Raw genomic sequence first — 14,019 nt, forward strand, 5'->3', positions numbered from 1 at the left:
TACGCCGGGCGCGGTGGCCAGCCGCCGCGCCTTCACCGATAACAAGGAGAATTGGCATGACCAGCAACAACCCGCAAACCCGTGAGTGGCAAGCCCTCAGCAGCGATCACCACCTGGCCCCGTTCAGCGACTTCAAGCAGCTGAAAGAAAAGGGTCCACGGATCATCACCAACGCCAAGGGCGTGTACCTGTGGGACAGCGAGGGCAACAAGATCCTCGACGGCATGGCGGGTCTGTGGTGTGTGGCGATCGGTTATGGACGTGATGAGCTGGCGGATGCTGCCGCCAAACAGATGCGCGAACTGCCTTACTACAACCTGTTCTTCCAGACCGCGCACCCGCCGGCGCTGGAACTGGCCAAGGCCATCGCCGACGTGGCGCCGGAAGGCATGAACCACGTGTTCTTCACCGGCTCCGGTTCCGAAGGCAACGACACCATGCTGCGTATGGTTCGCCACTACTGGGCGATCAAGGGCCAGCCGAACAAGAAAGTCATCATCAGCCGCAAGAACGGCTACCACGGTTCCACCGTGGCCGGCGCAAGCCTGGGCGGCATGACCTACATGCACGAACAGGGCGACCTGCCGATTCCGGGCATCGTCCACATCGCGCAGCCGTACTGGTTCGCCGAAGGCGGCGACATGACCCCGGAAGAGTTCGGGATCTGGGCGGCCAATCAGCTGGAAGAAAAGATTCTGGAAGTCGGCGTCGACAACGTCGGTGCCTTTATTGCCGAGCCGATCCAGGGCGCCGGCGGCGTGATCATTCCGCCAGACACCTACTGGCCGCGCATCAAGGAAATCCTCGCCAAGTACGACATCCTGTTCGTGGCCGATGAAGTGATCTGCGGTTTCGGCCGTACCGGCGAATGGTTCGGCAGCGATTTCTACGACCTCAAGCCACACATGATGACCATCGCCAAAGGCCTGACGTCCGGCTACATCCCGATGGGTGGCCTGATCGTGCGCGACGAAGTGGTGGCGGTGCTCAACGAGGGCGGCGACTTCAACCACGGCTTCACCTACTCCGGTCACCCGGTAGCGGCGGCGGTGGGTCTGGAAAACATCCGGATTCTGCGCGAAGAGAAAATCATCGAACGCGCCCATGAAGAAACGGCACCGTATTTGCAGAAACGTCTGCGCGAACTGAACGATCACCCGTTGGTAGGTGAAGTGCGCGGAGTCGGTCTGCTGGGGGCCATCGAGCTGGTGCAGGACAAGGCCACTCGCAAGCGTTACGAAGGCAAGGGTGTGGGCATGATCTGCCGCCAGTTCTGCTTCGACAACGGGCTGATCATGCGTGCCGTGGGCGACACCATGATCATCGCGCCGCCGCTGGTGATCAGCAAGGCGGAGATCGATGAACTGGTTACAAAGGCACGCAAGTGCCTGGATCTGACCCTGAGTGCGTTGCAGGGCTAAGTGCTAGGCTCTGAGCGATGGAGCTGTTGCGCTGTCGCTCGGAGCTGTCAGAAAGGCTGGTCTTTTCTTGAAAGACCGCCTCGGATCTTGCCAGACTAGCCGCGGTTCCAGTTGTCCGGGTTCGGCCGCTGAACAAAGTGGTTCAAAAAAGAAAAATTTGGAGCATTAACGCATGAAGGCATTAGGCAAAAAGCTCGCTGGCAAGACTCTGCTCGCCATGTCCCTGATGGGCGTGATGGCGGGTGCGGTTCAGGCGGACGACAAGGTGTTGCACGTTTACAACTGGTCCGACTACATCGCGCCGGACACGGTTGCCAATTTCGAAAAAGAGACGGGCATCAAGGTCGTCTATGACGTTTTCGACAGCAACGAAACCCTGGAAGCCAAGCTGCTGGCCGGCAAATCCGGTTACGACATCGTGGTGCCTTCCAACAACTTCCTGGCCAAGCAGATCAAGGCCGGCGTTTATCAGGAACTGGACAAGTCCAAGCTGACGAACTGGAAGAACCTCGACGAAGACCTGCTCAAGGCCGTTGGCGACGCCAGCGACCCGGGCAACAAGCACGCGTTCCCGTACATGTGGGGTTCGATCGGTATCGGTTACAACCCGGCCAAGGTCAAGGCTGCGCTGGGTATCGACAAGATCGATTCCTGGGACATCGTGTTCAAGCCTGAAAACATCGAGAAGCTGAAAAGCTGCGGTGTGAGCTTCCTCGACGCGCCGACCGAAATGATTCCCGCGGCTCTGCACTATCTGGGCAAGCCGACCAACAGCAAGGACAAGGCTGACCTGAAAGCCGCCGAAGACCTGTTCCTCAAGATCCGTCCTTCGGTGGCTTACTTCCACTCCTCGAAGTACATCTCGGACCTGGCCAACGGCAACATCTGCGTGGCGGTCGGCTACTCGGGTGACCTGGAACAATCCAAGACCCGCGCCAAGGAAGCCGGTGACAAGGTCAAACTGGCCTACACCATTCCGAAAGAAGGTGCCGGTACTTTCTACGACATGGTCGCCATTCCCAAGGATGCCGAAAACGTCGAAGCCGCCTACAAGTTCATGAACTACCTGCTCGAGCCGAAAGTGATGGCCGAAATCACCAACGCCGTGCGTTTCCCGAACGGCAACAAGGCGGCCACCGCCCTGGTGGACAAGGAAATCACCAGCGATCCGAGCATCTACCCTTCGGCTGAAGTGAAGAAGCAGCTCTATGCGATCAGCGATCTGGACGCGCCTACCCTGCGCCTGATCACTCGCAGCTGGACCAAGATCAAATCCGGTAAATAAGCCGGTTTGAAGCAGTCACCGCTGGCCGTCGCCTTCACCCGGGCGGTCAGCGGTGCAATTAAATGACAGAAAGTTTTGCTGGAACGGTTTTTCGAAGGTAAGTTGCGCGCCGGTTTTGTTGCCGGGCAACCGTGACTGTCATGCAGCACGGGGCAACTTGGGCCCAACTAAATTAGAGGACCTCCACTTGCCTATTTTTTCTTCTTTGCGCAATGCCCTGCTGGCCGCTGCCGGCCTGACGTTCGCTGTCGGTGCCCAAGCCGCCGGTACTGTGCATATTTATAACTGGTCGGATTACATCGGCGAGACCACTCTGGCCGATTTCCAGAAAGAAACCGGGATCAAACCGGTCTACGACGTGTTCGATTCCAACGAAACCCTGGAAGGCAAACTGCTCGCCGGGCGTACCGGTTACGACGTTGTCGTGCCGTCGAACCACTTCCTCGGCAAGCAGATCAAGGCGGGCGCGTTCCAGAAGCTCGACAAGGCGCAACTGCCGAACTATTCCAACCTCGATCCGGTGCTGCTCAAGCGCCTGGAACAGAACGATCCGGGCAACCTGTACGCCGTACCGTACCTGTGGGGCACCAACGGCATCGGCTACAACGTCGACAAAGTGAAGGCCGTGCTCGGCGTCGACAAGATCGATTCCTGGAGCGTGCTGTTCGAGCCGGAGAACATCAAGAAGCTGCACAGCTGCGGCGTGGCGTTCCTCGATTCGGCCGATGAAATGATGCCGACCGTGCTCAACTACATGGGCCTGAACGCCAACAGCACCAATCCCAAGGATTACGAGAAGGCCACGGCCAAACTGCTGGCGGTGCGTCCTTACGTGACCTACTTCCATTCCTCGAAATACATCGGCGATCTGGCCAACGGCGACATCTGCGTGGCCATCGGTTTCTCCGGCGACATCTTCCAGGCCAAGAATCGCGCCGAAGAAGCCAAGAAGGGCGTGAACATCGCCTACTCGATCCCGAAAGAGGGCGGCGCGCTGTGGTTCGACATGCTGGCGATTCCGAAGGATTCGGCCAACGTCAAAGAGGCCCACGCCTTCATCAACTATTTGCTGAAACCTGAGGTGATCGCCCAGGTCAGTGATTACGTCGGTTACGCCAACCCCAACCCGGGTTCGGACAAGCTGATGGAGCAGTCCATCCGCACCGACGAGTCGGTTTATCCACCGCAGGCCGTGCTCGACAAGACCTACGTGTCGATCGAGTTGCCGCCGAACATTCAGCGTTTGATGACCCGCAGCTGGACCAAGGTCAAGTCGGGTAAATAGCTTCAACGTACAAACTATCCTGGGTTCGTCTTGCGTGGGCGAACTGCACTCTTTTTTTCTGGGAGTTTTGTAAATGGCAGTTGCCTCCGGCGCCTATAAGAAAGCCCTCGAGGGCGACCAGACACCGAAACAGGTGCTGGTCAAAATCGACCGGGTCACGAAGAAGTTCGACGAGACGGTTGCCGTGGACGATGTGTCCCTGGAAATCAAGAAGGGCGAGATCTTCGCCCTGCTCGGCGGTTCGGGATCGGGCAAATCCACTCTGCTGCGGATGCTGGCAGGGTTCGAACGGCCCACGGAGGGGCGCATTTTCCTCGACGGCGTCGACATCACCGACATGCCGCCGTACGAGCGACCGATCAACATGATGTTCCAGTCCTACGCCCTGTTCCCGCACATGACCGTGGCGCAGAACATCGCGTTTGGCCTGCAACAGGACAAGATTCCCAAGGCCGAGATCGACGCCCGCGTGGCCGAGATGCTCAAGCTGGTGCAGATGAGCCAGTACGCCAAGCGCAAGCCGCACCAGTTGTCCGGCGGTCAGCGTCAGCGTGTGGCGCTGGCGCGTTCGCTGGCCAAGCGGCCGAAACTGCTGCTGCTCGACGAGCCGATGGGCGCACTGGACAAGAAACTGCGTTCGCAAATGCAGCTTGAGCTGGTTGAGATCATCGAGCGCGTGGGCGTGACCTGCGTGATGGTGACCCACGACCAGGAAGAGGCCATGACCATGGCCGAGCGCATCGCGATCATGCACCTGGGCTGGATCGCCCAGATCGGCAGCCCGATCGACATCTACGAAACCCCGACCAGCCGTCTGGTCTGCGAATTCATCGGTAACGTGAACATCTTCGAAGGCGAAGTGATCGACGATGCCGAAGGCCACGCGACCATCACCTGCAAGGACCTCGACCGGCAGATCTACGTCGGCCACGGCATCAGCACCTCGGTGCAGGACAAGTCCGTGACCTACGCGATCCGTCCGGAAAAACTGCTGGTCACCGCCGACCAGCCGACCTGCGAATACAACTGGTCGAGCGGCAAGGTGCATGACATCGCCTACCTCGGCGGTCACTCGGTGTTCTACGTCGAATTGCCGAGCGGCAAGCTGGTGCAGTCGTTCGTGGCCAACGCCGAACGCCGTGGCGCACGTCCGACCTGGGGCGATCAGGTTTACGTGTGGTGGGAAGACGACAGCGGCGTGGTACTTCGCTCATGAACATGCGCAAATTCAAACGCCGGCTCAATCGAATAATTCCCGGTGGCCGCCAGTTGGTCATCGGGGTTCCGTTCATCTGGCTGTTCCTGTTCTTCATGCTGCCGTTCTTCATCGTTTTGAAGATCAGCTTCGCCGAAGCGGACGTGGCCATCCCGCCGTACACCGAGATCTACACCTACGCCGAGCAGAAGCTGCAACTGCTGCTGAACCTGGGCAACTACGCAATGCTCGGCGACGACGAACTGTACATCGCCGCCTACCTCGGCTCGCTGAAGATGGCATTTTTCAGCACGCTGCTGTGCCTGTTGATCGGTTACCCGATGGCCTACGCCATCGCCAGCGCCCGCAAAGAGCTGCAAACGGTGCTGGTGCTGCTGATCATGATGCCGACCTGGACCGCGATCCTGATCCGCGTCTATGCCTGGATGGGCATCCTCAGCAACAACGGCCTGCTCAACGGTTTCCTGATGAGCATGGGCTTGATCGACGAGCCGCTGCAGATCCTCAACACCAACCTCGCGGTGTACATCGGCGTCGTCTACTCGTACCTGCCGTTCATGATCCTGCCGCTGTACGCCAACCTGGTGAAGCACGACACCAGTCTGCTGGAGGCCGCTTCCGACCTGGGTTCGAGCACCTTCAACAGCTTCTGGAAAATCACCGTGCCGCTGTCCAAAAACGGCATCATCGCCGGCTGCATGCTGGTGTTCATCCCGGTGGTGGGCGAGTTCGTGATCCCGGAACTGCTTGGCGGTCCGGAAACCCTGATGATCGGTAAAGTGCTCTGGCAAGAGTTCTTCAACAACCGTGACTGGCCGGTGGCGTCCGCCCTGGCGGTGGTGATGCTGGCGATCCTGATCGTGCCGATCATCCTGTTCAACCGCAGTCAGGCCAAGGAAATGGAGGGTAAAGAATGAAGCGCTTCCGTTTCTCCAGCCTGATGCTGGTGCTCGGCCTGTTGTTCATCTATCTGCCGATGCTGATTCTGGTGATCTACTCGTTCAACGCCTCGAAACTGGTGACGGTGTGGGGCGGCTGGTCGGTGAAGTGGTACGTCGGCCTGCTCGACAACTCGCAACTGATGGGCTCGGTGGTGCGCTCGCTGGAAATCGCCTGCTACACCGCGATTGCCGCCGTGGCGCTGGGTACGCTGGCAGCCTTCGTGCTGACCCGCATCACCCGTTTCAAGGGCCGCACGCTGTTCGGCGGCCTGGTCACCGCGCCGCTGGTAATGCCTGAAGTGATTACCGGTCTGTCGCTGTTGCTGCTGTTCGTGGCGATGGCGCAGATGATCGGCTGGCCACAGGAGCGGGGCATCGTCACCATCTGGATCGCTCACACCACGTTCTGTGCGGCGTATGTGGCGGTGGTGGTGTCGGCGCGTCTGCGCGAGCTGGACCTGTCGATCGAAGAAGCGGCGATGGACCTCGGCGCGCGTCCGTGGAAGGTGTTCTTCCTGATCACCATCCCGATGATCGCGCCGTCGCTGGCAGCGGGCGGCATGATGTCGTTCGCGCTGTCGCTGGACGACCTGGTATTGGCGAGCTTCGTCTCCGGCCCGGGTTCGACGACCCTGCCGATGGAAGTGTTCTCGGCGGTGCGTCTGGGCGTGAAGCCTGAGATCAACGCCGTGGCCAGTCTGATTCTGCTGGCGGTGTCGCTGGTGACCTTCCTGGTCTGGTTCTTCAGCCGCCGTGCCGAAGAAGCTCGCAAGAAAGCGATTCAGCAGGCCATCGAAGAAGGCGCTGCGGATTCGTGGAAGCAACCGGACGTGCGCCGGGCGCCGACGCCGGAAGCGGCGTAAGCCTCCCGGTACAAAAAACCTCGCGACCGATAACGGTCGCGAGGTTTTTTTATGCCGGTCAGGAAACCCAGGGCGACTGGCGAATCACTTCGATGAAGTTCATCGGCTTGAATCCCGGCGCTTGATCCTTCAACACATCGGTCTTCACATTGCCGAACGTAGTCTGCGGGCGATGACGCAAGCCATCGGCGAACGCGCAGATGATGCACTCCTTGAAACCTTCGCCCCGTGGATGCGCATGCACCACCGCCTCGCGCTGCACCGTGGTGAACGCCGCGTAGTCCATGCCCAGCACGTCCATCTCGACGCCTGCGGTCACCAGCGCCACGGTCGGGCGCAGATGCTTCGGCACCCCCGGCGTGGTGTGCAGGGCGATCGACAACCAGACCTGCTCGATGTCGTCATCGCTCAACCCGTACGGCTTGAGAAACGCGGCGGCTGCGTTGGCGCCATCGACTTCGAAGCGCTCGTCATCGCTGCGGTGACCTTCGACCAGACCCAGGTCGTGGAACATCGCGCCGACGTACAGCAGTTCCGGATCGTAGGCCAGTTGCTGGCGCTCACCGCTCAAGGCGCCGAACAGAAATACCCGGCGCGAGTGGTGGTAAAGCAGGTCGGATTCGATGTCGCGGATGTACTCGGTGGTGGCCCGGGCGAGGGCGCTGTCGGGGATCCGGATACCGGCGATGGTCGTTGTCATGTTGAGCTTCCTCGTCGAAAACGCCGTCACGGCGCTGATCGGGAAAGTCTGTTCCCGGGGGCAAAACCGGACAATCGATCCATGGCTGCGATCCTTGCCATTCCACCTGCAAATCGTGCCAGCTCGCTTCTGCGGCGAGGATTGGCTAGGGTTGGCGCTGATCCGCCAATTCCCCGGGAGCCGACATCGCCATGAACAGAACCGTCGCCATCGTGGTGTTCCCCGGCGTGCAGGCGCTGGACGTCAGCGGGCCGATGGACGTGTTCGCCGAGGCCAACCGCTTCCTGGCGCCGGAGGATCATTACCGGCTCGACGTGATCGGTGTCGAGCGCGGGTCGATGGCGTGTTCCAACGGGCTGACCCTGAGTGCGCATCGGCATTTCAGCGAAGCGTTGCAGGTTTACGATTTGCTGCTGGTGGCGGGTGGGCCGCAGTTGCCGTTCCTGGATTTCGGCGAGGCGTTCGATGTCTGGCTGCGCGAGGCCTGTGGACGGGCGCGGCGATTCGGCTCGATCTGCAACGGCGCGTTCATGCTCGCCCGTGCCGGGTTGCTGGACGGGCGTACGGTCACCACCCACTGGAACGACGCCGAGGCGCTGGCGCAGTTGTGCCCGTCGAGCCGGGTCGAGGCTGATCGGTTGTATGTCGAGGACGGCCAGCTCTACACCTCGGCGGGGGTGACGGCGGGGATCGATCTGTCGCTGTACCTGCTGGCGCGAGATCACGGGGCCGAGGTGGCGCTGAGCGTGGCCAAGCGGCTGGTGGTGTTCACCCAGCGCTCGGGCGGGCAGTCGCAGTTCAGCCCGTTCCTTACGCCTCATGCCGAACCGACGTCAGCGGTGGCGATGGTGCAGCTGTATGTGCTGGCCAATCTCACGGGCGACCTGACCATCGCCGATCTGGCGAACGCGGCGAACATGAGTGCGCGAAATTTCTCTCGGGTGTTTGCCCGCGAAGCGAAGGTCACCCCGGCGGAATTCGTCGAGCGGGCGCGGGTGGATGCGGCGCGGGTGATGCTTGAAAGCACCACGGCGCCGCTGAAGACCGTGGCCTATCAGTGCGGGTTTCGCGATGCGCAACACATGCGCAGCGTGTTCAACCGGCGGCTGGGGGTGACGCCGCAGCAGTTTCGGTTGAATTTTGCGGCGATGCTTTGAGCCGAGGTTGGCTTGAGACCGCTACCCCCTCACCCCAGCCCTCTCCCCGAGGGAGAGGGGGCCGATTGGGGGATATTGGAGAGATACGCCGACCTGAACGATCTGCTGTGAATCCATAATCGACTCCGATCTTTCAGGTCGATGTATGACGCAAGACACCTCGGTTGGCTCCCTCTCCCTCGGGGAGAGGGCTGGGGTGAGGGCGGCTTTTATGGCTCAGCCCGCTTTGGCAGCAGCTTCAGCGTACTCCGCGTATTCGCCGTCACCTCTTCCTCACTGAAATGCGCCTGCACATACATCCCGTCCACATACGCTTCCGCCTGATCGTCATAGTGGCTGTCGAACGGCACGCCGCTCTGGCCGACCGGGTTGATGGTCAGGCTGTGAGCCGGGTCGGCGAAGTCCACCAACCGCCGCGTCGACGGGCCGTAGGTCACCGGCCATGGCGCCGGGCCGATCTTCGCCGAGAGGTTGTTCGGCACTTCATGGGAGCCCGGTGCGGCGAACGGGCCGACGTTGAAAATGCGGTCCAGCGGTTTCTGCTGGCCCAGTGGATGACCATGGGTCAGCGTGTGCGCTTTGCCCCATTGCCAGCCGGAAGCGTCTTCGCCGAGGGTCGACTTCAGGTGCGCCATGCTCGCCTGCCACGCAGCGCGCACGGTGTCGGCGCGGGTTTCCTTGTTCGGCGTGCTGCGGTTGTCCCACCACGGTGAATCGGCATTCGCCGCGAGCCGGGGCAGCGCCGCATCGATCACTCGGGTCGACAGCAGGGTTTCGAAGAAATCATTGCCCAGCTCATCGCGCATTGCCGCGTCCGCGAGGTTGAACAGGAACTGGTTGAACACCGTCGCACTGACCGAGTCCAGCGGATAGTCGCCTTGCCATTGGGCCAATTGTTCGATCAGCTTCTGCTCGGCGGGATTGCCCGCCACTTCACGCAGCACCGGCAGCAACGGCGCCAGCAGACGCGGGCCATAACCGGTGGTGGTGCCCAGTTGCAGTTTCTGGTTGGCCTCGTTGTCCCACTTCACGTTTTTGTCGGCGAGCTGGCGGTTGAGCTGTTGGCCACGGTCAGCGAGGTTGTAGTAACCGGGAATCTCCATGCCGGTCGGCGACACGGGCTGGAAGTTGGCCGAGACGATATAGCCCCGCGCCGGGTTCTCTTCCTGCGGGTTGGCGCTGAACGGGAAGTAGCCGTCCTTGTCCGCCTGATTGCTGCTGCCGTCGAGAATGAAGCCAGGCTTCACGCCGGCCGGCCGCTTGGGCAATAGCGCCGAAGCCCACCAGGCGATATCGCCCTTGGCGTTGGCGTAGACGATGTTCAGCCCCGGCGCCTGCACCTTGGCCGCTGCGGCGCGAGCCTTGGCCAGGGTGTCGGCGCGGTTGAGCTGGTAGAAACCTTCGAGGATCGGGTTCGGTGTTTCGAGGAACGCCCACCACATCGCAATCGGGGTTTTCCCGGCGGCGCTGCCGAGGGCGTCGTTGACGATCGGGCCGTGGGGCGACTGGCGCAGGGTGATGGTCACCGGCGTCTGGCCTTTCACGGCGATCTGCTGCTCGGTCTTGACCATGTCGGTCCACTGGCCGCGATACCAGACCTGATCCGGGTTGTCCGGATTGACCTTCTCGGCGATCAGGTCCAGATCATCGTTCTGGAACATGGTCAGGCTCCAGCCGAAATCCAGGTTGTGGCCGAGAAACGCAAAAGGCACCAGCGCCTGATGATGGCCGTAGAGTTCAAAACCCGGCGCCGACAGCTGCGCCTCGTACCACACCGACGGCACCGAAAAACGAATGTGCGGATCGCCCGCCAGCAACGGCTTGGTGCTCTTGCTGTGGCTGCCGGCGATCACCCAGGCGTTGCTGCCTTCGAACTGCGGCAGACCGTTGTCGATCAATGCCTGTTCGCTGACGCGGGCGAGGGTGTTCAGGTCTTTCCAGTCTTCGGCGGCGAGGGCCGGTGCGGTGCCGGCGTGGCCCTTGGCGAGCACGCCCTTGGGTTGCCAGTCGAGGTCGAAGACGTTGAGGTAATCGGCGCCCAGTTGATCGCGCACGTAGGTCAGCAACGGTTCGGTGCGAAACGCGGCGGCAAAGCTGTAGGCCATGTAGCCGGCGACGCTGATGCTGTCTTCGGCGGTGAACGGCCGCTTGGGGATGCCCAGCACGTCGAACTCGATCGGCGCGGCATGCGAGTCCTGATATTGATTGATGCCGTCCAGATAGGCTTGCAGGGCCTTCCACGCCGGGGACTGCTTGTCGAGGCCGGCCACGTAACTGGCGGCGCGCTCGCGGATGCGCAGGCTGCGGAACAGCTTGTCGGTGTCGAGCAGTTTCGGCCCGAGCACTTCGGCCAGCTCGCCCCGGGCCAGACGGCGCATGGCTTCCATCTGAAACAGCCGGTCCTGGGCGTGCACATAGCCGAGGGCGCGGTAGAGGTCGGTCTCGTTTTCGGCACGGATGTGCGGCACACCGCGCTCGTCGTAACGCACGGTCACCGAGCCTTGCAGGTTGCGCAACTCCACCTGGCCCTGACGCGTCGGTTGCTTGCTGTAGACATACCACCCGCCGGCGGCGAGCAGGACAACGATGAGCAAGGCAAGAACGGTGAAGACGCGTTTCATGGTGACTCCTTGTGCATTCGGGGTTGCCGCCCGTGCGGGCTGCAAACAATTAGCACACGCCTCGTGTGCTGCGCATCGCCGTCCTTGAAATGTCCGGAATGCCTTACTTCGTCTCGGCCGGCCACGGGCAGTAACAACCGACCGCCAGCGTATGAGTCGCATTGACCGGACGATCATCACTCAAGGCTTGCAGGATCGGTTCGATAAAACTGTTGCTGGAGTTGCACGTCAGGCCTTCGCTGTAGGGGCCGAAGTACGCCAGTCTGCCGCTGCGGTCCCAGATCGCCACGGCCGGGCTGGCGGGAATCTGTTCGGAGCCGGGCAGGACCGCGATGGTTTTGAGATTGCTGAGGGTTGCCGGCAACTGGCCGTGGCTGCCGGCCTTCTGCACCGCAAAGAACTCCACGCCCTTGGGGCCGAACTGTTCGACCATCTCGCTCAGGTGCTGTTGATTGCCGACGTTGCACGGGCAGGCGGGATCCCAAAAGTGCACCAGACGGATATTGCCGGGGCCGGCGAGGTCGTCGGGCAGGCGCAACGGGTCGCCGGAAAACACAGCGGTGTGTTCGCTGAACGCCCGCAGGTAGCGGCCCTGAAACCAGTCGTACGCGGCCCACAGCACGCCGGCACACACGATGGCGAGCAGGCTGGCAAACAGTGCGGTGCGGTAGGGCGAACGCATGGTTTTGATTCCTTGAGAGCGCGCTAGCTTGCCATGCTTGCCGCGACAGATGAATATCGCAGGCCGATAAAGTCCGTTTACCGTTCTGGAATTGCCCATGTCTGTTGCCTTCGATCCCGATCATCTGCGTGCGAGCCTCAAGCCTCTGGCCGAGTGGCAGCCGTTGTCCGAGGAGGCGAAGGCGTATCAGCGTTTCTACAAGACCGACTTTCCGGAGCGCGATGTCTGGCGTGGCATGGGTCGGTTTGGTATCGATGGTTATGAGCTGGTCAGCCATTGCTGGTGGCCGGCGGAAACGGCCAGGGCCACGTTGTTTCTGGTGCACGGTTTTTATGACCACACCGGGCTTTACCGGCATGTGATCGAGTGGGCGCTGGATCAGGGTTTTGCGGTGATCGCCTGCGATCTGCCGGGGCATGGTCTGTCCAGCGGCGAGCGGGCAAGCATCCGCGATTTCTCCGAGTATCAGGATGCGCTGCAAGGCCTGTTCGCCGAGGCGCGTTCGATTGCACTGCCGCAGCCGTGGCATTTGTGCGGGCAAAGCACCGGCGGGGCGATCATTGTCGATCACGTGCTCAATCATGGCGAAAACAGCCCGGCGCAGGGGCAGTTGATTCTGCTGGCGCCGCTGGTGCGTCCGCGTGCCTGGGGCTGGTCGCAGTTCAGTTATTACCTGCTCAGGCCCTTTGTCAGGGGCATCGCCCGGCGTTTCAGCGAGAACTCCAACGACCCGGATTTCCTGCCGTTCCTGCAGGCTGATCCGTTGCAGCCAAAACGCTTGCCGACCGCGTGGGTCGGGGCGTTGTCACGCTGGATCAACCGGGTGGAATACGCGAAGAAAAGTCCACGCCGGCCACTGATCGTTCAGGGTCAGGCAGACATGACCGTGGACTGGCAGCACAACCTGCAAGTGATGAAGTGGAAGTTCGACCGGCCGCAGATTCTGTTGCTGGCCGAGGCGCGGCATCACCTGGCCAATGAGACGGCGGAAATGCGCGAGGAGTATTTCGAGTTCTTGAGCAAGCGGATCAAGGGCCGCAACCCCTAGATCACTGACTAAGATTCGAGGTGTTTTGCCCCACGGCCAGCCCGGCGCGAATCGCGGCCAGCGCGGCCTGATAGTAGGCTTTGCCTTCGGTGGATTCGGCAAAGGTCGCGAACTCTTCCAGTTCTTCATCCGACAGGTCGCGATAGACGTACAGCAGCGTGTTGTTCAGGTCGGCGCCGATCTGATCCATCAGGCGCTGGCGTTGACCGTTCAACATGCCCTGGGCCTGACCGCCGCCGAGCAGGCCGGGGATCATCGAGCTCAGACTGTCCGCCGCCACGCCGGCAATCGCCAGGCTGACTTCGGCACCGGCTTCACGGGCGGGCAGGGCTTGGGCGAGGTGACCGATGATCAGCAGGCGGCTGTCGCTGGCCGGCATCTTCGGCAGGCCCTTGGCGTTTTTTGCCAATTGATCGCGGCGGGTCGCCAGCAGTTCGGCGGCGACGATCTTCTTGCCCAGCGGTGACTGAAAGAACGACAGGGCCGGTTGCGGATCGGCGAGGTTCTTGCGCAGTTGCGCTTCGGCGCGTTGATCCACGGCCTGGGGGGCAAAGCGCTGGTTGCTGTTGTTCACCAGCGCCTGAAACACCGCCGGTGGCAGGCTGTTCTGGTAACGCTGCTGCGCGGCACTCAGGGCGTCGTTGAAATGCGCGCGTTGTTCTGGCCAGCCGGCGACCTTGTACAACTGGTCGTGGCCGTCCGCCCAGGCGGGCAAAACGCAGAACATCAACAGTGAAAAAAGCAAACGGCGCATAAGGACTCCTGTCGGCAGCCGACTATTCTCCGTGCGGTGCCAGTAC

Annotated in this window: 12 protein-coding genes; 8 read left to right on the forward strand and 4 right to left on the reverse strand. The window is 61.5% G+C overall.

Annotation, left to right across the window (positions count from 1 at the left end; all coding sequences use genetic code 11):
- The first annotated feature begins 56 nt into the window (after window positions 1-56).
- The 6 genes from L6D82_RS05310 to L6D82_RS05335 all read left to right on the forward strand — a co-directional run bounded on the left by L6D82_RS05310 (window position 57) and on the right by L6D82_RS05335 (window position 7,011).
- A complete protein-coding gene (locus tag L6D82_RS05310; protein ID WP_039765388.1) occupies window positions 57-1,421 on the forward strand; it encodes an aspartate aminotransferase family protein in 1,365 nt (454 codons plus the stop codon).
- 172 nt (window positions 1,422-1,593) lie between these two features.
- Window positions 1,594-2,706, forward strand: a complete 1,113-nt coding sequence (locus L6D82_RS05315) for a polyamine ABC transporter substrate-binding protein (protein WP_085746731.1) — start codon at window positions 1,594-1,596, stop codon at window positions 2,704-2,706.
- Between the two features lie 187 nt (window positions 2,707-2,893).
- Complete coding sequence (locus tag L6D82_RS05320) at window positions 2,894-3,991, forward strand: polyamine ABC transporter substrate-binding protein (protein WP_041475453.1); 1,098 nt, start codon at window positions 2,894-2,896, stop codon at window positions 3,989-3,991.
- 73 nt (window positions 3,992-4,064) lie between these two features.
- Window positions 4,065-5,207: an ABC transporter ATP-binding protein gene (locus L6D82_RS05325; RefSeq protein WP_007953506.1), complete on the forward strand. Its 1,143-nt coding sequence runs from the start codon at window positions 4,065-4,067 to the stop codon at window positions 5,205-5,207.
- 35 nt (window positions 5,208-5,242) lie between these two features.
- Window positions 5,243-6,124, forward strand: coding sequence for an ABC transporter permease subunit (locus L6D82_RS05330; protein WP_170844921.1), 882 nt, complete (start codon window positions 5,243-5,245; stop codon window positions 6,122-6,124).
- Window positions 6,121-7,011 carry an ABC transporter permease subunit gene (locus L6D82_RS05335; RefSeq protein WP_007953503.1) on the forward strand — a complete coding sequence of 297 codons (891 nt, stop codon included), beginning with the start codon at window positions 6,121-6,123 and terminating at the stop codon, window positions 7,009-7,011. Before L6D82_RS05330 ends, L6D82_RS05335 begins: the two co-directional genes overlap by 4 nt.
- A 58-nt stretch (window positions 7,012-7,069) precedes the next feature.
- Here the strand turns inward: L6D82_RS05335 and L6D82_RS05340 are convergent, their stop codons facing one another.
- Complete coding sequence (locus tag L6D82_RS05340) at window positions 7,070-7,711, reverse strand: HD domain-containing protein (RefSeq protein WP_236188264.1); 642 nt, start codon at window positions 7,709-7,711, stop codon at window positions 7,070-7,072.
- A gap of 191 nt (window positions 7,712-7,902) precedes the next feature.
- Between L6D82_RS05340 and L6D82_RS05345 the strand changes: the two genes are divergently transcribed.
- Window positions 7,903-8,868: a GlxA family transcriptional regulator gene (locus tag L6D82_RS05345; RefSeq protein ID WP_236188271.1), complete on the forward strand. Its 966-nt coding sequence runs from the start codon at window positions 7,903-7,905 to the stop codon at window positions 8,866-8,868.
- Window positions 8,869-9,077: 209 nt separating this feature from the next.
- On the opposite strand, the gene L6D82_RS05350 is transcribed toward L6D82_RS05345, so the two are convergent.
- A complete protein-coding gene (locus L6D82_RS05350; RefSeq protein WP_236188272.1) occupies window positions 9,078-11,489 on the reverse strand; it encodes a penicillin acylase family protein in 2,412 nt (803 codons plus the stop codon).
- A 103-nt stretch (window positions 11,490-11,592) separates the two neighbouring features.
- A complete protein-coding gene (locus tag L6D82_RS05355) occupies window positions 11,593-12,171 on the reverse strand; it encodes a DUF6436 domain-containing protein (protein ID WP_129972262.1) in 579 nt (192 codons plus the stop codon).
- A gap of 97 nt (window positions 12,172-12,268) precedes the next feature.
- On the opposite strand from L6D82_RS05355, the gene bipL reads away from it, so the two are divergent.
- On the forward strand, window positions 12,269-13,219 hold the full coding sequence (gene bipL, locus L6D82_RS05360) for a phospholipase BipL (RefSeq protein ID WP_236188273.1): 951 nt from the start codon (window positions 12,269-12,271) through the stop codon (window positions 13,217-13,219).
- Window position 13,220: 1 nt separating this feature from the next.
- Here the strand turns inward: bipL and L6D82_RS05365 are convergent, their stop codons facing one another.
- Entirely contained in the window at window positions 13,221-13,973 is a 753-nt protein-coding gene (locus L6D82_RS05365) for a DUF2059 domain-containing protein (protein ID WP_236188274.1), read from the reverse strand.
- Between the last annotated feature and the right edge of the window lie 46 nt (window positions 13,974-14,019).

It is taken from the genome of Pseudomonas paraglycinae, assembly GCF_021601625.1.
Taxonomy (GTDB): Bacteria; Pseudomonadota; Gammaproteobacteria; order Pseudomonadales; family Pseudomonadaceae; genus Aquipseudomonas; species Aquipseudomonas paraglycinae.

Excerpts from the sequence above, each read along its gene's own strand:
- L6D82_RS05310 (WP_039765388.1), top strand. The coding sequence starts at position 57 with ATGACCAGCAACAACCCGCAAACCCGTGAGTGGCAAGCCCTCAGCAGC.
- L6D82_RS05315 (WP_085746731.1), top strand. The coding sequence starts at position 1,594 with ATGAAGGCATTAGGCAAAAAGCTCGCTGGCAAGACTCTGCTCGCCATG.
- L6D82_RS05325 (WP_007953506.1), top strand. The coding sequence starts at position 4,065 with ATGGCAGTTGCCTCCGGCGCCTATAAGAAAGCCCTCGAGGGCGACCAG.
- L6D82_RS05335 (WP_007953503.1), top strand. The coding sequence starts at position 6,121 with ATGAAGCGCTTCCGTTTCTCCAGCCTGATGCTGGTGCTCGGCCTGTTG.
- L6D82_RS05340 (WP_236188264.1), bottom strand. The coding sequence starts at position 7,711 with ATGACAACGACCATCGCCGGTATCCGGATCCCCGACAGCGCCCTCGCC.
- L6D82_RS05345 (WP_236188271.1), top strand. The coding sequence starts at position 7,903 with ATGAACAGAACCGTCGCCATCGTGGTGTTCCCCGGCGTGCAGGCGCTG.
- L6D82_RS05350 (WP_236188272.1), bottom strand. The coding sequence starts at position 11,489 with ATGAAACGCGTCTTCACCGTTCTTGCCTTGCTCATCGTTGTCCTGCTC.
- L6D82_RS05355 (WP_129972262.1), bottom strand. The coding sequence starts at position 12,171 with ATGCGTTCGCCCTACCGCACCGCACTGTTTGCCAGCCTGCTCGCCATC.
- bipL (WP_236188273.1), top strand. The coding sequence starts at position 12,269 with ATGTCTGTTGCCTTCGATCCCGATCATCTGCGTGCGAGCCTCAAGCCT.
- L6D82_RS05365 (WP_236188274.1), bottom strand. The coding sequence starts at position 13,973 with ATGCGCCGTTTGCTTTTTTCACTGTTGATGTTCTGCGTTTTGCCCGCC.